General features: G+C 70.2%; 23 protein-coding genes. 15 read left to right on the forward strand and 8 right to left on the reverse strand.

From position 1 onward, the window contains the following. Positions 1-98 precede the first annotated feature (98 nt). From WA640_RS09705 to WA640_RS09715, 3 genes are all read right to left on the reverse strand, one after another. Positions 99-503: a PIN domain nuclease gene (locus tag WA640_RS09705; protein ID WP_335987439.1), complete on the reverse strand. Its 405-nt coding sequence runs from the start codon at positions 501-503 to the stop codon at positions 99-101. Positions 504-509: 6 nt separating this feature from the next. Further along, entirely contained in the window at positions 510-773 is a 264-nt protein-coding gene (locus WA640_RS09710; protein ID WP_335987440.1) for a type II toxin-antitoxin system VapB family antitoxin, read from the reverse strand. 89 nt (positions 774-862) lie between these two features. Then, the gene (locus tag WA640_RS09715) at positions 863-1,849 is read right to left on the reverse strand and encodes a COX15/CtaA family protein (protein ID WP_335987441.1); all 987 of its coding nucleotides are present in this window, start codon (positions 1,847-1,849) and stop codon (positions 863-865) included. 164 nt (positions 1,850-2,013) lie between these two features. Between WA640_RS09715 and WA640_RS09720 the strand changes: the two genes are divergently transcribed. The 12 genes from WA640_RS09720 to WA640_RS09775 all read left to right on the forward strand — a co-directional run bounded on the left by WA640_RS09720 (position 2,014) and on the right by WA640_RS09775 (position 11,211). Then, positions 2,014-2,763, forward strand: coding sequence for a helix-turn-helix transcriptional regulator (locus WA640_RS09720; RefSeq protein WP_106364593.1), 750 nt, complete (start codon positions 2,014-2,016; stop codon positions 2,761-2,763). A gap of 8 nt (positions 2,764-2,771) precedes the next feature. Further along, positions 2,772-4,205, forward strand: a complete 1,434-nt coding sequence (gene sufB, locus WA640_RS09725; protein WP_106364594.1) for a Fe-S cluster assembly protein SufB — start codon at positions 2,772-2,774, stop codon at positions 4,203-4,205. A 36-nt stretch (positions 4,206-4,241) separates the two neighbouring features. Next, complete coding sequence (gene sufD / locus WA640_RS09730) at positions 4,242-5,423, forward strand: Fe-S cluster assembly protein SufD (protein WP_106364595.1); 1,182 nt, start codon at positions 4,242-4,244, stop codon at positions 5,421-5,423. Beyond that, on the forward strand, positions 5,420-5,761 hold the full coding sequence (locus tag WA640_RS09735; protein ID WP_106364596.1) for a non-heme iron oxygenase ferredoxin subunit: 342 nt from the start codon (positions 5,420-5,422) through the stop codon (positions 5,759-5,761). Before sufD ends, WA640_RS09735 begins: the two co-directional genes overlap by 4 nt. Positions 5,762-5,776: 15 nt before the next feature. Next, a complete protein-coding gene (sufC, locus tag WA640_RS09740; protein WP_335987442.1) occupies positions 5,777-6,538 on the forward strand; it encodes a Fe-S cluster assembly ATPase SufC in 762 nt (253 codons plus the stop codon). 14 nt (positions 6,539-6,552) lie between these two features. Beyond that, entirely contained in the window at positions 6,553-7,821 is a 1,269-nt protein-coding gene (locus WA640_RS09745; RefSeq protein WP_106364598.1) for a cysteine desulfurase, read from the forward strand. After that, complete coding sequence (gene sufU, locus WA640_RS09750; RefSeq protein WP_106364599.1) at positions 7,821-8,279, forward strand: Fe-S cluster assembly sulfur transfer protein SufU; 459 nt, start codon at positions 7,821-7,823, stop codon at positions 8,277-8,279. Before WA640_RS09745 ends, sufU begins: the two co-directional genes overlap by 1 nt. Continuing rightward, positions 8,276-8,617 carry a metal-sulfur cluster assembly factor gene (locus WA640_RS09755; RefSeq protein ID WP_335987443.1) on the forward strand — a complete coding sequence of 114 codons (342 nt, stop codon included), beginning with the start codon at positions 8,276-8,278 and terminating at the stop codon, positions 8,615-8,617. Before sufU ends, WA640_RS09755 begins: the two co-directional genes overlap by 4 nt. After that, complete coding sequence (locus tag WA640_RS09760; protein WP_335987444.1) at positions 8,601-9,284, forward strand: acVLRF1 family peptidyl-tRNA hydrolase; 684 nt, start codon at positions 8,601-8,603, stop codon at positions 9,282-9,284. Before WA640_RS09755 ends, WA640_RS09760 begins: the two co-directional genes overlap by 17 nt. Positions 9,285-9,317: 33 nt before the next feature. Continuing rightward, positions 9,318-10,058, forward strand: a complete 741-nt coding sequence (locus WA640_RS09765; RefSeq protein ID WP_335987445.1) for a CPBP family intramembrane glutamic endopeptidase — start codon at positions 9,318-9,320, stop codon at positions 10,056-10,058. Positions 10,059-10,095: 37 nt separating this feature from the next. Beyond that, positions 10,096-10,857 carry an SDR family oxidoreductase gene (locus WA640_RS09770; protein ID WP_335987446.1) on the forward strand — a complete coding sequence of 254 codons (762 nt, stop codon included), beginning with the start codon at positions 10,096-10,098 and terminating at the stop codon, positions 10,855-10,857. A 90-nt stretch (positions 10,858-10,947) separates the two neighbouring features. After that, entirely contained in the window at positions 10,948-11,211 is a 264-nt protein-coding gene (locus tag WA640_RS09775; RefSeq protein WP_335987447.1) for a type II toxin-antitoxin system Phd/YefM family antitoxin, read from the forward strand. Positions 11,212-11,290: 79 nt separating this feature from the next. Here the strand turns inward: WA640_RS09775 and WA640_RS09780 are convergent, their stop codons facing one another. The 5 genes from WA640_RS09780 to WA640_RS09800 all read right to left on the reverse strand — a co-directional run bounded on the left by WA640_RS09780 (position 11,291) and on the right by WA640_RS09800 (position 17,623). After that, positions 11,291-11,908, reverse strand: coding sequence for an NADPH-dependent F420 reductase (locus WA640_RS09780; protein ID WP_106364606.1), 618 nt, complete (start codon positions 11,906-11,908; stop codon positions 11,291-11,293). A gap of 47 nt (positions 11,909-11,955) precedes the next feature. Next, positions 11,956-13,554 (reverse strand): MDR family MFS transporter, encoded by a 1,599-nt coding sequence (locus WA640_RS09785; RefSeq protein WP_335987448.1) that lies wholly within the window; start codon positions 13,552-13,554, stop codon positions 11,956-11,958. A 47-nt stretch (positions 13,555-13,601) separates the two neighbouring features. After that, positions 13,602-15,512, reverse strand: coding sequence for a beta-galactosidase (locus WA640_RS09790; protein WP_335987449.1), 1,911 nt, complete (start codon positions 15,510-15,512; stop codon positions 13,602-13,604). A 120-nt stretch (positions 15,513-15,632) separates the two neighbouring features. Next, entirely contained in the window at positions 15,633-16,358 is a 726-nt protein-coding gene (locus tag WA640_RS09795) for a type 1 glutamine amidotransferase (RefSeq protein WP_335987450.1), read from the reverse strand. A gap of 20 nt (positions 16,359-16,378) precedes the next feature. Further along, entirely contained in the window at positions 16,379-17,623 is a 1,245-nt protein-coding gene (locus WA640_RS09800) for a Mur ligase family protein (protein ID WP_219926770.1), read from the reverse strand. Between the two features lie 468 nt (positions 17,624-18,091). On the opposite strand from WA640_RS09800, the gene mraZ reads away from it, so the two are divergent. The 3 genes from mraZ to WA640_RS09815 are packed head-to-tail and all read left to right on the forward strand — an operon-like array spanning position 18,092 to position 20,083. Beyond that, positions 18,092-18,523 carry a division/cell wall cluster transcriptional repressor MraZ gene (mraZ, locus tag WA640_RS09805; protein WP_106364785.1) on the forward strand — a complete coding sequence of 144 codons (432 nt, stop codon included), beginning with the start codon at positions 18,092-18,094 and terminating at the stop codon, positions 18,521-18,523. A gap of 16 nt (positions 18,524-18,539) precedes the next feature. Then, positions 18,540-19,511 (forward strand): 16S rRNA (cytosine(1402)-N(4))-methyltransferase RsmH, encoded by a 972-nt coding sequence (rsmH, locus tag WA640_RS09810; RefSeq protein ID WP_335987451.1) that lies wholly within the window; start codon positions 18,540-18,542, stop codon positions 19,509-19,511. Further along, positions 19,508-20,083, forward strand: a complete 576-nt coding sequence (locus tag WA640_RS09815) for a hypothetical protein (RefSeq protein WP_335987452.1) — start codon at positions 19,508-19,510, stop codon at positions 20,081-20,083. The genes rsmH and WA640_RS09815 overlap by 4 nt, the downstream gene beginning before the upstream one ends. The last annotated feature ends 5 nt before the right edge of the window (positions 20,084-20,088 follow it).

The raw sequence follows: 20,088 nt of genomic DNA on the forward strand, positions 1-20,088 counted from the left end.
CCGGAATTCTAAAGCGCCCCCGCCGCACCGCCCTCTTCCGCGGGCGCCGCTCGGGAAAGCGCACGGCCCCGGGCGAGTGCCCGGGGCCGTCGTGCATCTCAGTTCCGGACGTCTCTCTGGCGTACTTCCGTCATCACTGAGGAAACGGTTCGGAAGTCGTTGTCGACATGCAGAATCATGAGCCCGTGCTGCACGGCGGTGGCGCAGAGGAGCAGGTCAACCGGCCCCGCGCTGCGGTGCTGGCCCATCTGCGTCAGCGTGTACTGCGCCGTTTCCACCCACGGCCACGCCTTCTTCGGGACGGGCGTCAGGGGGAAGAGCGCATCCAGGCGCTCGGCCATCTTGTCCCGGTCTCGCGGCCCTGTCGCCGAGTAGAGGATCTCCACTCTGGTCGGCTCGCAGGTGCGGACGAGGCCCGTATGGATCACGTTTGCCCACCGCTCGAAGATCGGGGGGTTCTTGTAGAGGAACCAGTACGCGGAGGCGTCGATCAGGTAGCTCATCGCGGGCTAGACCGTCGCCTCGCTCTCAGCTTCTACCGGCTCGAACGCCGCCTTCCTTGCTTCTTTCGCCGCCCAGTGGGCCCGTTCGGCCGTGTCGAAGTATCCCTCGGCGGCCAGCTCGATCAGTTCTTCCGAAGCCTTGATCCGCTTCAGTCGCACGACGTATTCCTCAAGCGCGCGGTTGATGGTCTCCTTCTTGGTCTTCGTGCCCATCAGCTGCATGGCCTCGGCCAGCGCTTCGTCGTTGATGTCGACTTGCGTCAGCGACATTAGCACCTCACATAATATCCATCGGGGTTGGACATCATCATGATATCAGAGGTGAGGCGCGTTTCCGTGCATTTGAAGGCGTGTCGCGTCTAGCTTGTCGCGGCGGGTTCGGTGTCGCGTTCGAGGATGACGTCGCCTTCGCGCTCGCCGTGGATCTCGTAGTGGAGCGGGACCGCGTCGGCGTGGGGGGCGCGTTTGCGGAGGCTGAAGGGGACCGCGACCGCGGCCACCCAGAGGACGCCCGCGCCGAGCATGTGCAGGCCCACGAGCAGGACCGGCAGGTCCAGGTAGTACTGCGTGTAGCCGATGACGCCCTGGAGGAGCTCGATCGCGAGGAGCGCGTAGGCCGTGCGGACCGTGTGCTGCGGGGCCTTCACGGCGTGCAGCGCCGCGATGAGCGCCACCGTGAGGCCGACCAGCAGCCACACCAGGTCCGCGTGGAACTGCGACATCAGCGCCGGGTCGAGGCCGTTGCGCGGCGTGTCGGCGTCGCCCGCGTGCGGGCCCGAGCCGGTCACGATCGCGCCGAGCACGATCACTGCGGCCGCCACGCCGACCAGGCCGCGGCCCAGCAGCACCACGGGGCGGGGGACCAGCGGAATGATCTCGCCGTCCGGTTCGCCCGAGCGCACGTACAGCGCGAACGAGAGCGCCACGAGCGGGATCGACGCCAGGAAGTGCAGGCCCACGACCCACGGGTTCAGGCCCGTCCACACGGTGATCCCGCCGATGACCGCCTGCACCGGCACGTACAGGCACGCCCCGAACGCCAGCTTCACCAGCGACGACCGCCGCGGCACCCGCAGCCACGCCGCGAGCAGCGCGGCCACCGCGATCGCCACGAGCACCCACGTCAGGACCCGGTTCCCGAACTCGATCGCGCCGTAGATCCCCATCTCGGGGGTCGCCACGAGCGAGTCCTCGGTGCACTTGGGCCACTCCGGGCAGCCCAGGCCCGACTCGGTCAGGCGCACCGCGCCGCCGGTCACGATGATGCCGACATTCGCGATCACACTGGCCAGCGCCCACCGGCGCACCGCGCCCGGCTTGCTGAACCACCGCTGCAACAGGTTCACCCGGCGAACCTAACCCGCAGCGCTCGCGCGCACGCCGTCCGGGTCTCCCGGTGTGGGCCGCGCCGTCCGTCCCCGGTGTGAGGTTAGGCAACCCTGCGTGCCCCGTCTCACGATCGGCCGTCTCGACGGTTCCCGGCGAATTAAGTAACATTTATCTTGTGGAAATGGTGACGAGGGCGACCAGCCACTCGACGGACGGGGACACCCGCCGCCGAGTGACCCGCCTCCTGCTCGAACGCGGCCACGCCACGGCCGCCGACCTCGCGCGGGACCTCGGCATCACCGCCACCGCCACCCGCCGCCATCTCGACGCGATGGAGGCCGAAGGCCAGGTCGAGACCCGCGTGGTCAAGACCGCCGGACGCGGACGGCCCGCCAGGAGCTACCAGCTCACGCCCGCCGCCCGCACCTCCTTCGGCCACACCTACGACGACCTCGCGATGGAGGCGCTCCGGTGGATCCGCCGCTTCGAAGGCGAAGGCGCCGTCAGCGGCTTCGCCGCCGAGCAGGTCGCGCGCCTGGAGGCCCGCTGCCGGGCCGCCATGGACGCGGTCGACTCGGACGACCCGATGGCCCGCGCGCAGGCGCTGGCCACCGCCATGTCGAGCGAGGGCTACGCCGCCACGGCGTCGGTCATCGCCTCGGGCGGGCAGATCTGCCAGCACCACTGCCCGGTGGCGGGCGTGGCCGCGGAGTTCCCGCAGCTGTGCGAGGCGGAGACGCGGGTGATGAGCCGCCTGCTGGGCGTCCACGTCCAGCGGCTGGCGACGATCGCCAACGGGGACGGGGTGTGCACCACCCACGTGCCCGGCAAGAGCGGCCCCAGGGCCGCGCACGGCGCCGGAGGACGCGGACCCGTTCCGCTGCCCGCCCCGGAGCGTGCCCAGACCGACAACCCGACAGGTCGAAGGTGAGACTTCAGATGACCGACACGCAGAAGAGCGAACCCCTGAGCCAGGAGGAGGCGCTCGCCTCCCTGGAGCGGTACGAGTACGGCTGGGCCGACTCGGACGTCGCCGGGGCGAACGCGCGCCGCGGCCTGACCGAGGAGGTCGTCCGCGACATCTCCGCGCGCAAGAACGAGCCCGAATGGATGCTCGACCTGCGCCTCAAGGGCCTCAAGCTGTTCGGCCGCAAGCCCATGCCGAACTGGGGCGCCGACCTCTCGGGCATCGACTTCGACAACATCAAGTACTACGTCGAGGCGTCCGAGAAGCAGGCCGAGTCCTGGGAGGACCTGCCCGAGGACATCAAGAAGACCTACGACAAGCTGGGCATCCCCGAGGCCGAGCGCCAGCAGCTCGTCTCCGGCGTCGCCGCCCAGTACGAGTCCACGGTGCTCTACCACTCCATCCGCGAGGACCTGGAGCAGCAGGGCGTCGTCTTCATGGACACCGACACGGGCCTGCGCGAGCACCCGGAGATCTTCAAGGAGTACTTCGGCTCCGTGATCCCGGTGGGCGACAACAAGTTCGCCGCGCTCAACACCGCGACCTGGTCGGGCGGCTCGTTCATCTACGTCCCCAAGGGCGTCCACGTCGAGATCCCGCTCCAGGCCTACTTCCGGATCAACACCGAGAACATGGGCCAGTTCGAGCGCACGCTCATCATCGCCGACGAGGGCTCGTTCGTGCACTACATCGAGGGCTGCACCGCCCCGGTGTACTCCTCCGACTCGCTGCACTCCGCGGTCGTGGAGATCATCGTGAAGAAGGACGCCCGCGTCCGCTACACGACGATCCAGAACTGGTCCTCGAACGTGTACAACCTGGTCACCAAGCGCGCGGTCGCCGAGCAGGGCGCCACCATGGAGTGGGTCGACGGCAACCTCGGCTCGAAGGTCACCATGAAGTACCCGGCCGTGGTCATGGTCGGCGAGCACGCCAAGGGCGAGGTCCTGTCGGTCGCCATGGCCGGCGAGGGCCAGCACCAGGACACCGGCGCGAAGATGACGCACGCCGCGCCGCACACCTCCTCGACCATCGTGTCGAAGTCGATCTCCCGCGGCGGCGGGCGCACCTCCTACCGCGGCCTGGTCCAGGTCGACGAGGGCTCCCACCACGCGAAGTCCACCGTCAAGTGCGACGCGCTCCTGGTCGACACCATCTCCCGCTCCGACACGTACCCGTACGTCGACATCCGCGAGGACGACGTCGACATGGGCCACGAGGCGACGGTCTCCAAGATCGGCGAGGACCAGATGTTCTACCTCATGAGCCGCGGGCTCACCGAGGACGAGGCGGCCGCCATGATCGTGCGCGGCTTCATCGAGCCGATCGCCAAGGAGCTGCCGATGGAGTACGCCCTCGAACTGAACCGCCTGATCGAGCTGCAGATGGAAGGCGCGGTCGGTTAAGCGACCCGGCACGGAGACTAGGAACCAGAGTTTTCTATGAGCATTGAAGTGGCCCCGAAGCCGCACACCCACGGCCTCGGCGAGGTGCCCCCGAAGACGAAGTCGCAGCTCCTGCGCTCGTTCGAGCCGGACGAGTTCCCGGCGCTGAACGGCCGCGAGGAGGACTGGCGCTACACGCCCGTCAAGCGCCTCGCCGGGCTCGACGACACCGGCACCGCCCCGGCGGCGAAGGCCGCCGAGTACGCCGTGCGCAGCCTGCCCGAAGGGGTCACCGCCCAGGCCGTCGGCAAGGACGACCAGCGGCTCGGCTCGATCCTGACCCCGTTCGACCGCCCCAGCGCGGTCGCCTGGGCCAAGACCGAGAAGGCCCTCCTCGTGTCCGTCGCGCCCGAGACCGCCGTGTCCGAGCCCGTCTGGATCGACGTCACCGGCGGCGGCCTCGACGGCGCCACCTGGGCCCACACGTACATCGAGATCGGGCACCACGCCGACGCGACCCTGATCGTGCGCCACACCGGCGCCGCCCGCCTCGGCGACAACGTCGAGGTCTCCGTCGGCGACGGCGCGCACCTGCGCCTCGTCGTCCTCGCCGAATGGGACCGCGAGTCCACCCACGTCGAGCACCAGAAGGCCCGCCTCGGCACCGACGCGAAGCTCGACCACATCGCCGTCACGCTCGGCGGTGACCTGGTCCGCCAGTACCTGTCCGTCGACTACGCGGGCCGCGGCGGCTCCGTCGACGCGTACGGCCTGTACTTCGCCGACACCGGCCAGCACCTGGAGCAGCGCCAGCTCGTGGACCACTCCGTCCCCGACTGCCGCTCGAACGTGAACTACCGCGGCGCCCTCCAGGGCGACACCGCGCGCACCGTCTGGGTCGGCGACATCCTCATCCAGGACGCCGCCACCGGCACCGACACGTACGAGATCAACCGCAACCTCGTCCTCTCCGACGGCGCCCGCGCCGTCTCGGTCCCCAACCTGGAGATCGAGACCGGCGAGATCGCCGGCGCCGGCCACGCGTCCACCACCGGCCGCTTCGACGAGGAGCACCTGTTCTACCTCCAGTCCCGCGGCATCCCCGAGGCCGAGGCCCGCCGCCTCGTCGTCAAGGGCTTCTTCAACGAGATCGTCGCGAAGGTCCCCGACGAGGCCCTCCGCGAGGAGCTCACCGAACTCGTCGTCGCCCGCCTCGACGCCGGAGCGGCGGCGGCATGACGGACGCCGACTTCCTGCGCGTGTGCGCGCTCGACGACCTGCCGGAGTCCGAGCCCGTCGCGGCCGACATCCACGGCACGTCGATCGTGCTCGTGCGCAAATCAGACGAGGTGTTCGCCCTCTACGACGAGTGCTCCCACGCCGCCGTGGCGCTCTCCGAAGGCGACATCGACGACTGCTCGATCGAATGCTGGCTGCACGGGTCCATGTTCGACCTGCGCACCGGCAAGCCGTCCGGGCCGCCCGCCACCACGCCCGTCCCGACCTACCCGGTCGAGCTGCGCGACGGCGACGTCTACCTCAGCCTGAAGCCCAAGACCACCAGCGAAACCGCCTAGAGGAAACCAGTACCGATGAGCAAGCTTGAGATCCGCGACCTGCACGTCTCGGTCAACACCGACGAGGGCGCCAAGCCGATCCTGCACGGCGTCGACCTGACCATCAACTCCGGGGAGACCCACGCCATCATGGGCCCCAACGGGTCCGGCAAGTCCACCCTGGCCTACTCGCTGGCCGGGCACCCGAAGTACGAGATCACCGGCGGCACGGTCCTCCTCGACGGCGACGACGTCCTCGCCATGACCGTCGACGAGCGCGCCCGCGCCGGCCTCTTCCTCGCCATGCAGTACCCGGTCGAGGTCCCCGGCGTCAGCGTCTCCAACTTCCTGCGCACCGCCAAGACCGCCGTCGACGGCGAGGCCCCCAAGCTCCGCACCTGGATGAAGGACCTCAAGGGCGCCATGGCCGAGCTGAAGATGGACGAGGCGTTCATCAACCGCAACGTCAACGAGGGCTTCTCCGGCGGCGAGAAGAAGCGCCACGAGATCGTCCAGATGGAGCTCCTCAAGCCCAAGTTCGCGATCCTCGACGAGACCGACTCCGGCCTCGACGTCGACGCCCTCCGCGTCGTCTCCGAAGGCATCAACCACGCCAAGGAGACCACCGACTCCGGCGTCCTCCTCATCACCCACTACACCCGCATCCTGCGGTACGTGAAGCCCGACTTCGTGCACGTCTTCGTCGACGGCCGGATCGCCGAAGAAGGCGGCCCCGAACTCGCCGAGAAGCTCGAAGCCGAAGGCTACGAGTCCTACGTCGGCTCGAAGGCCGCCTAGACCAGGAGGAGCCCGTGGAGGCTGTCACCAAGCTCGACGTCGAGGCCATCCGGGCCGACTTCCCGATCCTCAAGCGCACCATCGGGGACCGGACCCTGGCCTACCTGGACTCCGCTGCGACCTCGCAGAAACCCGTCCAGGTCGTCGACGCCATGCGCCGGTTCACCGAGCACTCGAACGCGAACATCTCGCGGTCCGTGCACACCCTCGGCGCCGAGGCGACCGAGGCGTACGAGGGCGCCCGCGCCCGCGTTGCCGCCTTCATCGGCGCGCCCAGCGCCGACGAGGTCGTGTTCACCAAGAACTCCACCGAAGCGATCAACCTGCTCGCGTACGCGTTCCAGAACGCCACGCTCGACCCGCACGCCGACCCGAGGCTCCGCCTCGCCCCCGGCGACGAGATCGTCGTGACCGAGATGGAGCACCACGCGAACCTGATCCCGTGGCAGCAGCTCGCCCAGCGCACCGGCGCGACGCTCAAGTGGATCGGCATCACCGACCACGGCCGCCTCGACCTCGAATCGGTCCCCGACGTCATCACCGAACGCACGAAACTCGTGTCGTTCACCCACGTCGCGAACCTGCTCGGCACCGTCAACCCGACCTCGCAGATCACCGCCCGCGCCCGCGAGGTCGGTGCCCTGGTCGGCCTCGACGCCTCCCAGTCCGTCCCGCACCTCCCGGTGAACGTGGCCGAACTCGGCGTCGACTTCATCGCCTTCACCGGACACAAGATGCTCGGACCCACCGGCATCGGCGTCCTCTGGGCGAAAGCGGACCTCCTCGACGCCATGCCGCCGTTCCTCACGGGCGGCTCCATGATCAAGACCGTCACCATGGAGCAGACGACCTTCGCCGACGCGCCCGCCAAGTTCGAAGCGGGCACGCCGCCGATCGCCGAAGCCGTCGGCCTCGCCGCCGCCGTCGACTACCTCGACGCGCTCGGCATGGAGAACGTGCGCGCCCACGAGAAGGAACTCGCCGGGTACATGCTCGAACGCCTGGAGACCGTCGACGGCCTCGCGATCATCGGGCCCCGCGTCCCGATCGGCCGCTCCGCCACCGTCTCCTTCACGCTCGAAGGCGTCCACCCGCACGACGTCGGCCAGGTCCTCGACGCCGAGGCCGTCGCCGTCCGCGTCGGCCACCACTGCGCCAAGCCCACCTGCGACCGCTTCGGCGTCAACGCCACCACCCGCGCCTCCGCGTACGTGTACAACACGCACGAGGAAATAGACCGGCTCGTGGACGCGTTGGGCAAGGTGCGAAAGGTGTTCACCTGATGAATCTCGACGAGCTGTACCAGGAAGTCATCCTGGACCACTACAAGCACCCGCGCGGCGCCGGCCTGCGCGAACCCTACGAGGGCGAGTCCCACCAGGTCAACCCGACCTGCGGCGACGAGATCACCCTCCGGGTCCACGTGGACGGCGACAAGATCGGGGACGTCTCCTACGAGAACGTCGGCTGCTCCATCTCCAAGGCCTCCGCCTCCGTGCTCTACGAGCTCGTCAGCGGCGCCACCGTCGACGACGCGCTGGCCCGCCTGGCCGAGTTCACCGAGCTCATGAACTCCAAGGGCCAGGGCGAGGGCGACGAGGAGACCCTGGAGGACGCCGTCGCGTTCGCAGGCGTCTCGAAGTACCCGATGCGCGTCAAATGCGCGCTCCTGGGCTGGATGGCGTTCAAGGACGCCCTGGTCCGCGCCGAAGCCTCGATCCCGGGAAGGACCGACGCATGACCGACAACACCGTGAAGGCCAAAGAGGACGACATCCTCGAAGCGATGAAGGACGTCGTCGACCCCGAGCTGGGCATCAACGTCGTCGACCTCGGCCTCATCTACGGCGTGCACGTGGACGAGTCGAACGTGGCGACCCTCGACATGACCCTGACCTCGGCCGCCTGCCCGCTGACCGACGTCATCGAGGACCAGTCCCGCTCCGCCCTGTGCTCCGGCGCCGACGGCGGCATCGTCTCCGACCTGCGGATCAACTGGGTGTGGATCCCGCCGTGGGGCCCGGACAAGATCACCGACGACGGCCGCGACCAGCTCCGGGCACTTGGCTTCAACGTCTAGAGCCCGCCCGGCCCCCGGCGGGGGCCGGATCGTCGAGATCGAGCCCGAGCGCCTCAGGCGCTGGGTCGAGAACTTCGCCGCGAGGAACGGCGGCATCGCCGCCCACCACGCCGAAGGCAACGCCTGGACGATCGAATCGAACGAGGGAACGTCGGCCGGTGTCCAATGGGCACTGGCCGACGGTCTCCCCGCCGGGTGGCTCCTCGACGACGACCCGCTCACGGCCGCCGAACGTCTGAGCGTCTACGCCCTCGAACCGCGGCGCATCGCCGTGCTCCTCGCCCGCAAGGGCGCGTATTCAGTCGGCGTTCTCGAAGACGGCCGCGTGAAGGTCTCCAAGACCGACACAGCATACGTCCAGGGCAAGACCAAGGCGGGCGGCCAGTCCCAGCAGCGCTTCGCGCGCCGCCGCGAAGGCCAGGCCCAGGCCGCCGAGAAGCGCGCGAGGGACGCCGTCTTCGCCGTCCTCGGCAACGCCCGCTTCGACTTCCTCGTCACCGGCGGCGTCGTGGACGGCATCCTCGACGACCCCCGCCTGGCCCACCTCAAACCGGCGGCCCACTTCGGCGACATCGCCGAACCCAAGCAGTCCCTCCTCACCGAGACCGCCTACCGCGCCATAGCCTTCCGCATCCGCGTCGTCCCGGGCGGCGCCGACCTACACTGAGGCGTCCCGTCCCCCTCCACGAAGGACGCCGCCTTGCGCACCTCGCCCGCCCGCGCGATCCTCCTTGCGACCGCGATCCAACTCGTCCGCTTCGGCCTCATCATCGGCGCCCTCGAAATCGCCCCCGACCTGGGTATTCACGGCTGGTACCAGGGCCTGTTCGCGAACGCCGTCTGCGCGGCCTTCGCCATCGGGGTGGTCACCTGGCTGCGGCTCTGGCGTCACTCCGGCCTGTTCGTGCTCTGGAAGTCCGGGAAGGCGCCGCTCCTCCTGCTGCCCTTCGTGATCGAGGCTCTGGTCTGGCTCGCCTACCCCGGCGGGTTCGCCTCGCAAGCCCCGGGGATCGGCCTCTGGGCCCTGACGCTCCTCCTCGTCGGCGTCAACGAGGAGCTGACCTCCCGCGTCGCGGTCCTCCAGACCCTCCGCACGGCCTTCTCCTCGACCTGGGCCGTCGTCATCGCCGGGGTCATGTTCGGCCTCCAGCACCTCTCGCTCCTGGCGACCGGCAGCCCCTCCACCGAGGACCTCCTCACCATCCTGGTCCTCACCAGCGTCTACGGCTTCTCCCTGGGCGCCTTCCAGTTCCGCTTCGCGTGGGTCCTCCCGCTCATCCTCGTCCACGCCGCCAGCGACTTCACCCAGATCCTGACCACCGAGCCTGTCCCCTTCGCCATGCACATCGTCATCACGCTCACCCTCCTCGCCTACGGCATCTGGCTGCTCAAGGGCCACAAGGAAGCCCCGACTGGCGCACCCCTGATCCCGCCGCGCTAGCCTTACTGAAACGACTGTTTCAGCAAGGAGCGATGCGATGGTCGACCCCACGGATTTCTCACTCTCGGGGCGCAGCGCCCTGGTGACCGGTTCTGTTCGAGGGCTCGGGTTCGAGATGGCCCGCAGCCTCGCGGCCGCGGGCGCGCGGGTGGCGGTCAACGGCCGCGACCCGGACACGGTCGAACCGGTCGCCGCGGGCCTGCGCGACGAAGGGCTCGACGTCGTCGCCGCCGCCTTCGACGTGACCGACCAGGAGGCCGCCGGGCGCGCGCTCGACCGCCTCGGCCCGGTCGACGTCCTCGTCAACAACGTCGGCCATCGCGACCGCCGCGGCCTCGACGAGGTGACCCCGACCGAGCTCGCCCGCATGATCGACGTCCACCTCGTCTCCGCTTACGCCCTCGCCCAGCGCGTTGCCGCGGGCTTCGCCGAGCGCGGCAGGCCCGGCCGCATCATCAACGTCTCCTCGGTGATAGGCCAGCTCGGCCGCGTCGGCGACGTCTCCTACGCCACCGCCAAAGCCGGCCTCGACGGCCTCACCAGGGCCCTCGCCGCCGACCTCGGCCCCACCGGCACCACCGTCAACGCCGTGGCCCCCGGCCCCTTCGCCACCGAGGTCAACGCCGCCCTCGTCGCCGACCCCAAGTGGGACAACTGGATCCGCACCCGCTCCGCCCTCGGCCGCTGGGGCCGCCCGCCCGAGATCGCAGGCGCCGTGGTCTTCCTCGCCAGCGACGCCGCCTCCTTCATCACCGGCCAGACCCTCGCCGTCGACGGCGGAGTGACCACCATCCTCTGAACCCCGCCGGTCGCGGCGCACTCGCGCCGCGACCGGCGGACTCGCCTTCGGAGGCTCAGCGATATCTGCCTGGTCCGATACTCTCGGCAGATGGCGTATGTCGTGAACCTCCACGCGGCCAGGAGCCAGCTGTCCGCGCTGGTCGAGCGGGCTGCTCGGGGCGAGCGCATCGTCATCGCGGAAGCGGGGAGGCCGGTTGTCGACCTCGTTCCGCACCGCAGCGGACCGGTGACCTTCGGCTGCTTGAAGGGGCAGGTCGAATACGACGAGTCCGTGTTCGACGTCGACCCGGACCTCCAAGCGATGTTCTACGGGGACGCTTCCAGGCGTACCAGCACCGGCTCACGCTCCTGATCGCCGATGCATCGCACCATTGTGCCCCGGCGCGCGAAGGCCGCCCCGGCGACGCCGGGGCGGCCTTCGCGCCATGCGGTCAGGCCGCGGCGAAGGTGAGGGATGTGGACCAGCCGCCTTGGATCTGGTCCTGGACCTTCATGTGCAGCAGTTGGAACGCTTCGAGCGCGCGGGCGTGCTTGAGGCCGCCGACGTCGATCGGGCGCAGGTCGGCGTCGAGGCACAGGCCGGTGACGGTCTTCTTGGCGTCCGGGTCGTCGGCCGCGATGAAGACGTCGAGCGGGACGGTCTCGGCGAGGCGCGACGCGAACGTCGTGTTGAACGCCTTGACGACCCGCGCGCCGGGCGCGGCCGCGGCGATCTCCTCGGCCGCGGACTTCCCCTCGGGCGTGACGAGCCCGTCGAAGGTGCTGAAGTCGACCGGGTTGCAGATGTCGATGACGGTCTTCCCGGCGAGGTCCGCCGCCCACATCGAGGCGACCTCCTTGCTGCCCTCGTACGGGGTCGCCAGCACGACGACCTCGGCTCCGGCGGCGTTGTTCAGCGGCTCGCCCGCGGCGCTGTCGCCGAGTTCGGCGGCCAGGTCGGCGGCCTTGTCGGGTTCGCGGTCGGCGATGCGGACGCGGTGCCCGCCGCGCACGAGGCGCAGCCCGATGCCGCGCGCCATGTTGCCCGAGCCCACGATCAGGACTTCCATGCGTGTCTCCTCCTCAATTCGTCCGGTAGGGACATCCAGGCGGGGTGTCAGGGGGCGGTCTCGGCGCGCACCTCGCACGCCTTCGCGTCGTCGTCCATGGGCGGCTTCGCGCCGCGGAGCGTCAGGTTCGGCAGGAACAACGTGAGGACGATCGTGACGGCGGCGATGGCGGCCGCCACGACGAACACCAGGTCCAGGCCGTCGGTGAACGCCTGCCGCACGACGAGCCGCACCGGCTCGGGCAGGTTCGCGACCACCGTGGGGGACTCCATGACCGCCGACAGGTCTGTCTTCCCGAACCCGGCGGCCTCCTGCGGCGTCAGCTCCGCGAGGGCGCCGGGCAGGTTCGCGGCGAGCTCGTCGTTCAGTTTCGAGGTCATGACGGCGCCGAGCACGGCCGTGCCGACCGCGCCGCCGAGCGAGCGGGCGAAGTTGTTGGTGCTCGTGCCCGCGCCGAGGTCCTCGATCCGCACGATGTTCTGCATCGCGAGCACCAAGGGCTGCATGAACATGCCCATGCCGATGCCGAGGACCAGCAGGTACAGGCCGGAGAGCCACAGCGGCGTCTCGACGTGGAGCTGCGTGAACAGCCCGAGCCCGGTCGTGATGACGACCGACCCGGCGACGAGGAACCACTTGTAGCGCCCGATCCGGGAGATCACGAACCCCGAGGACACCGAGGTGAGGACCATCCCGGCCATCATCGGGATCATGAGCAGGCCCGACGCGGTCGGGGAGTAGCCGCGGACCATCTGGAAGAACAGCGGGATGTACACGATCCCCGAGAACATGCCGACGCCGAAGACGAGCGCGATGACGCTGGCGAGCGCGAACGTGCCCTGCCGGAACATCCGCAGCGGCAGGATCGGCTCCTCCGCGCGGGTCTCGACCACCACGAACACCACCGTGAGGATCGCCGACACCGCGAACAGCCCGATGATGACGCCCGAGTTCCACGCGTAGTCGTTCCCTCCCCACGTCACGGCCAGGAGCAGGCACACCACGGCCGGGACGAGGCACGCCGCGCCGAGGTAGTCGATGCGCCGCGGCCGGGTCGGGAAGCTGTGGCGGCGCAGCACCTGGTCGACGGCGATCATCGCGGCGAGGCCGAGCGGCAGGTTGATGTAGAAGATCCAGCGCCAGTCCACTTCGGAGAGCCAGCCGCCGAGCACGGGCCCGGCGACCGAGGAGATCCCGAAGACCGCGCCGAAGAACCCCTGGTACTTGCCCCTCTCGCGCGGGGAGACGACGTCGGAGACGACGGTGAACGCGAGGGAGATGAGCCCGCCGCCGCCGAGGCCCTGGAGGCCGCGGAAGACGATGAGCTGGAGCATGTTCTGCGACAGGCCCGCGAGCGCCGACGCGGTGAGGAAGATGACGATGGCGACGAGGATGACCGGCCGCCGCCCGTACAGGTCCGAGAGCTTCCCGTACAGCGGCGTCGAAGCGGTGGTCGCGATCAGGTACGCGGTGACGACCCACGTGTAGTCGCCCATGCCGTCGAGGTCGCCGACGATCGTGGGGAGCGCGGTGCCGACGATGGTCTGGTCGAGCGACGCGAGGAGCATCGTGAGCATGAGCGCGCCGAAGAGCGTGTACAGCTCCCTTTTGCCCATGCTCGCAGCGCTCGGCCGTTCGTCGCCCATGGTTCCGAGCGTATGGCCCGCCTCCGCGGAGGCGGGCCGAAACGGGCCTATTGGGGCTTCTTGTCGACCGCCCACGATCCGGCCGGGACGATGACGTGCCCGACCTGCGCTTCGCTCTCGGTGTGGTTGACGATGAACCGCCACTCGCCGCGGTCGACGACGTCGACGCCGCGCCCGCCGGGCCCGGCGAGTTCGAGCTCCTCGAAGAGGCGGTCCCAGGCGTCGTCGGCGAGCTTGCACGAGACGTACCAGGCCTCGCCCTCGCCGAACGGATTGACGGTGACGGCGGGCTGGCCCTCGATGAGCTCGCCGGTGGCGTACTGGGTGACGCACTGGGCGCCACGCAGCTCCACGAGCTCGCAGAACCGCTCGGCGGCGCCGAAGTTCCACAGGGCGCGCCGCTCCCCGGCGGGCTGGGGGAGGTGCTCGGTGACGCGGATGCCGAACAGGTCGGTGAGCCCGCCCAGGTACCCGTCGAGCCACACCTGGCAGTGCTCATCGACGGCGCCGGTGAGGTAGGACGCGACGAGTCGCCCGCCCCCGGCGGTGAACCAGCGGAGGTTCTCGGCCGCGGCCTTGGAGAGGACGTATGTGGTCGGCGCGATCACCGTCGAGTACTTCGACAGGTCCCCTTCGGGAGACGCGAAGTCGACCACGACGCCCCGGTCGCGCAGGACGCGGTGGATCTGGGCGACGTTCTCCAGGTAGTCGACGGGCGCGGGCAGGTGCGGCCGGGCCGTGGCCCACCAGGACTCGGTGCTCCACAGGATCGCCACAGTGGCTTCGACGGGCGCGTCGACGGTGTGGGCGATGCCCGGCAGCGTGTTCCCGAAGTCGACCACTTCGCGGAACATGCGGGTGTTCTTGCCCGCGTGGGGGACGAGCGCGGAGTGCCACTGCTCGGCGCCGCCGCGCCCGGCCCGCCACTGGAAGAACAGGGCGCCCTTGGAGCCGCGGCTGATGTGGATCATCGAGTGGCGGGCCATGCGCCCGGGGGACTTGGCGACGCTGCCGTCCTTGGAGTGCACGGTGGCCGCGGCCTGCTCCATGAGGAGCCAGTCGCCGCCCCCGGCCCACGACCGGGACAGGTCGGCGTGGAGGGCGCTCTGCTGCTCGGCGCGCTCGTCGGGGTGGGACGGGTAGGAGTCGAACGCGACGAGGTCGACCTCCTCCGCCCACTTCCACGGGTCGACCGGGACCCATTGGCCGAACACGAAGTTCGTGGTGATCGGGACTTCGGGGTTCGCTTCGCGCAGGAGGTCGCGCTGCTCCTTGTAGTGCTTCAGCATCGCGTCGGAGGTGAACCGCTTGAAGTCGAGCTCGTGGGCGGGGTTGGCGAGGTACTGGGTGGCGCGCGGGGCGAGGATCTGGTCCCACTCCCCGTAGTGCTGGCTCCAGAACGAGCCCCACCAGGCGGCGTTGAGCGCGTCGAGCGTCCCGTACTTCGCTTCGAGCCATTCGCGGAAGGCCCGCTCGGCGTGCTCGGAGAACGACGCGGACCCGTACTCGTTGTGGACGTGCCACATCGCGAGCGCGGGGTGCTCGGCGTACCGCTCGGCGAGGGCGGCGGCGATGCGCCGGGACGCCTCCCGGTACGCGGGCGCGCAGACGTCGTACGTGTCGCGCGAGCCGTGGACCTGCCGGACCCCGTCGGGGCGCGTGTTCAGGGCGTCGGGGTGCGCGAGGGTGAACCACGGCGGCGGGGAGGCGGTCGGGGTGGCGAGGTTGACGCGGACGCCGCCGGCGTGAAGCTTGTCGAGGACGGTGTCGAGCCAAGTGAAGTCGTACTCGCCTTCGCGCGGTTCCAGTCGCGCCCAGGAGAACACGCCGACGGTGACGAGGTTGACCCCGGCTTCGCGCATGAGGAGGACGTCGTCGTCCCAGACCTCCTCGGGCCACTGCTCGGGGTTGTAGTCGCCGCCGTAGCTCAGGCCGTCGAGTCCTCGGGGCCAGTCCATGGGTCCTCCGCGCATCAAGGGGTCAGTTAGTTGCCACACAAAACTAACTGGCTTCGGGTGTTTTGCCCAGCCTAATGCGAGTGGACCACGCGACAGGTCCCGGTCAGTGCCCCTGGGCCCCTACTGCGCCGCGGCCTGGAGCGCCTGGAAGCGCTCGAATCGCAGCCGCTCGGGCCACGTGTCGTCGAGCGGCGGGAGCTGCGCCGGATCGGTGCCGATCGCCCACGCCAGCAGCAGGTCCGCGAGCTTCGGGTTCCGGGCCAGGCCCGGGCCGTGCATGTACGTGCCGATGACGTGCCCCGCCCAGGCGCCCTCGGTCGCGCCGTCGTTGCCCACGCCCGCGGTGACCCGCGCGAGCGGCTGCACGGCCTCGCCGAGGTGGGTGCGCCCGCCGTGGTTCTCGAACCCGGTGATCGGGCCGATGCCCAGCTGCGGGTGGGCGTCGCCCGCGATCTCGCCGACGGCCCGCGACGGGCCCCGGTCCGAGCGCAGGTCGAGGATGTTCAGGCCCTCGTAGGCCCGGCCGTTCGCGTAGAACGAGGAGCCGAGGAGCTGGTAGCCCGCGCAGATCGCGAGGATCGGCTTCCCGGCCTCGGCGGCGCGGGAGAGCGCGCCGTCCTGGAGGAGCCGGTCGGCCGCCACGGCCTGCGGGCCGTCCTCGCCGCCGCCGATGAGGTACATGTCCGCGGTGTGCGGGATGTGCTGGTCGCTGCGGATCTGCATGGGCTCCACGTCGATCCCGCGGGCGCGGGCCCGGTGCGCGAGCACGAGGAGGTTCCCCCGGTCCCCGTAGGTCGACAGGAGGTCGGGGTAGAGCCAGACGATGCGCAGGGTGCTGATTGCCACGGTCGGTCGCTCTCTTCTCGCTAGTTGACCCGGTTGAATTCGGCGCGGATGTCCTGGAACGCCGTGTAGTTCGCGACGACCTCCACCGGGCCCGGCGGCACCGCCGCGATGGCGGCCCTGATGTCGTCCACGACCAGGAAGTCGACCCCGTCGACCTCCAAACGCACGGCCAGGTCGGTGCGCCGGTCGCCCGTGACCACGACCTTCCGGCCCGCCAGCGACGTGAAGTCCACGTCGTAGATCCACGACGTGTCGAAGCCGTCGACCTCGCGCGCGTTCAGCGACAGCACCACCGGCGGCACCGGGTCGATCATGTCGAACGACTCCAGCCAGCCCGCCGGGTTCTTCGCCAGCAGCAGCCGCAGGTGCCGCCCGTCCCGCTCGACCTTCGCGTACCGGCCCGCGACCGACGCGACCTCCGACAGCCGCGGCGCCGCCTGCGCCGGGTCCACCCCGAACAGGCTCGCCACCGCGAGCGCGGTCGCCGCGTTCGCGCGGTTCACCCGGCCCGGGAGCTGGAGGTTCAGGTCGTAGCGGCGCCCGTCAGGGCCCACCACGGCCTCGCCCTGGTGGGCGACCGACCACTGCGGGCTCGGCCGGTTCAGGCCGCAGTTCGTGCAGCGCCAGAACTCGCCGAACCGGTCCAGGTGCGCGCCGCAGTTCGGGCAGATCGCCGAGTCCGCGGTCCAGCTCTGGCCCGCCGCGACCCACACCACCCGCGGGCACACCGACGCGGCCCACACGATGAGCGGGTCGTCGGCGTTCGCCACGATCGTCGACTGCGCCCCGGACGCCTGGAGCGTCTGGCGCCACTTCGCGGCGAGCGCGGTCACCTCCATGGCCCGGTCCAGCTGGTCCCGGGAGAGGTTGAGCAGGGCCACGACCTTCGGGTTCGCCGCGTCGAGCAGCTGCCCCAGGTAGTGCTCGTCGCATTCGAGCGCCGCGTACTCGGCCTTCGGGGCTTTCGCGAGCGCCGTCGTGTGCCCGGTCGGCATGTTCGCGCCGAACGAGTTCGTGGCGACCTTCCCGATCGCCTCCAGCGCGGCCGTCGTGAACCGGGTGGTCGTGGTCTTGCCGTTGGTGCCGGAGATGAGCACGACGTGCCGCCCCTCGGCGAGGAGTTCGAGCAGCCGGGGTTCGACGATCAACCCGACCCGGCCGCCGATCACCGAGCCGTCGCCCCGGCCCGTGGCGCGCGAGAGCGCCGCCGCGGTCCTGAGGAGCGTGGTGGCGAATTTCGCGCGTGGGGTCAGATTCGCGCTCATGCGGGCTCGCTTTCGGCTTGAACGGACACGGCGACTGCTGAGAAGAGTTTGTCACACGGCTCGGCGCAGGCGTGACGAGCGGCGGTGAAGCGTGAGGCGCCCCGCCCCAGCGGAGCCCGCCCGCCGCCGCCCTCCACTGTGACCGATCGGGGACGATCCGTGCGCGGGATCGGCGACGGAACGTGCGCATCGCATCGCACTCCGTCGGAACCCTTGCGGCCCAGGCCACTCGGACGGGTGAACAATGAATGAAACTCACCTCTTGGCCCCCCTGTTGCGCAAGCGTCACTCCACTCCCCTCCACCACCTCTGACCAGCCCCGACGCCGCGCCCAACACGGATGCCACGCGGAAACAACCCCCAAAGGTGGGGGAGAGTGGAGTAAGGTGGGGCGCAATGGCGGGGCAGGTGACCCGCCGGAGCGGTCGGGGAGGCCGCGCAGTCTGAGAGTCACGGGGGGTGGCGCCGATGTTCCTCGGCACCCATACCCCGCGCCTGGACGACAAGGGCCGCGTCATCCTTCCCGCCAAATTCCGGGAAGGACTGGCGGAAGGAGTCGTGATCACCAAGGGCCAGGAGCGGTGCCTCTACGTGTTCCCCGAAGCGGAGTTCACCCGCATCGCCGAGAACCTCCAGCAGGCCCCCATGTCGAGCAAGACCGCGCGCGCCTACAGCCGCGTGTTCTTCGCCTCGGCCCACGACGAGATCCCCGACAAGCAGGGCCGCGTCACCATCCCGCAGCGGCTCCGCGACTACGCCGGACTCGACCGCGACCTGGTCGTCATCGGCGCCTCGAACCGCGTCGAGATCTGGAACGCCCCGACCTGGGACGAGTACCTGGAGGCCTCCGAGGAGGCCTTCGCCGACATCGAAGAGGGCGACCTGCCCGAAGGAATGTGAGAAGGAGGTGAGCGGAATGAACGACGCCCCGCACGTGCCCGTCATGCTGGACGAGGTGCTCGGCTACCTCGCGCCCGCCGCGTCCCGGCCGGGGGCCGTGTACGTCGACGCCACCCTCGGCGCCGGCGGCCACGCCGAGGCGATGCTCACCGCGCACCCCGGACTCACCGTCATCGGCGTCGACCGCGATCCGAACGCCCTCGACCTCGCGTCCAAGCGCCTCGCCGGGTTCGGCGACCGGTTCGTCCCGGCCCGCGCCGTCTACGACGCGATCCCGGACGTGCTGCGCGACAACGGCTTCAAGGCGCTCGACGCGGTCCTGTTCGACCTCGGCGTCTCCTCGATGCAGCTCGACCAGCGCGACCGCGGCTTCGCCTACAGCCAGGACGCGCCGCTCGACATGCGCATGAACCCCGACGACGAGCTCACCGCCGAGATCGTGGTCAACACCTACGAGCCCGGCGAGCTCGTCAGGATTCTGCGCACCTACGGCGAGGAGAAGTTCGCGACCCGCGTCGTCTCCGCGATCGTCAAGGCCCGCGACCGGGCCCGGATCACCTCCAGCAGCGCGCTCGCCGAGCTCGTCAAGGACGCCATCCCGCAGGCGGGCAAGCGGACCGGGGGCAACCCCGCGAAGCGCACCTTCCAGGCGCTCCGGATCGAGGTCAACGGCGAGCTCGACACGTGGGAGCGGGCGCTGCCCGCCGCCCTCGACGTGATGAGCCCGGGCGGGCGGATCGTCGTCCTCTCGTACCACTCGCTCGAAGACCGCATCACCAAGCAGGAGCTGGCGAAGCGCGCCAGGTCTAACAGCCCCGCCGGACTGCCCGTCGACCTCCCCGGCACCGAGCCCACCTTTCGACTCCTTACGAAGAAGGCCCAGCAACCGACCCAGACCGAACTCGACCGGAACCCGCGATCGGCGCCCGCCCGGCTCCGCGCGGCCGAACGCATCGTACCGTCCACAGGAGCAGGAGGCGCAACATGAGCGACCAGTACCGTCGCGCTCAGGCCGACCCCGAGGAGATCATCAAGGCCGCCCGCCGCCGGGCCCGCGCCGCGTCCTCGCGGCGCCGCGGCCTCGTCGGCGACGCCTCCGACGCCCCTGCCTTCGACGGGAACCTCGCGGTCCAGCCCGCGCCCGCCGAGGCGCCGGCGGAGGCCCCCGCGGCCCCGGCCGCGCCGCAGCGCGAGACCGTCGTCATCCCGCGGACGAAGACGAGCGAGCGCACCTCCGCGAAGCCGGCCCCCGAGCCGGTCGAGGTGCCGCGCCCGGCGTTCGTCGGCGGCATCGTCGGCCTCGTCGTGGCGGGCATCGTGGGCCTGCTGCTGCTCAACTCGGTCATCAACGAGGACGCCTACCACCTCCAGGACCTGCGGAACCGGTCGGGCGAGCTGAATCAGACCGAGCAGGCGCTGTCGGACGAGCTGACGAACCTGAACTCGCCGAACAACCTGGAGGCCCAGGCCTCGCTGTTCGGGATGGTCCGCCCCGACAAGGTGACGTACCTGTACCTGCCGGGCGGCGAGACCGTCGAGCTGCCCTGGAACGAGGACTAGGAGTT

Origin of the sequence: Glycomyces sp. MUSA5-2, assembly GCF_037034145.1 — a bacterium.
Classification (GTDB): domain Bacteria; phylum Actinomycetota; class Actinomycetes; order Mycobacteriales; family Micromonosporaceae; genus Glycomyces; species Glycomyces artemisiae.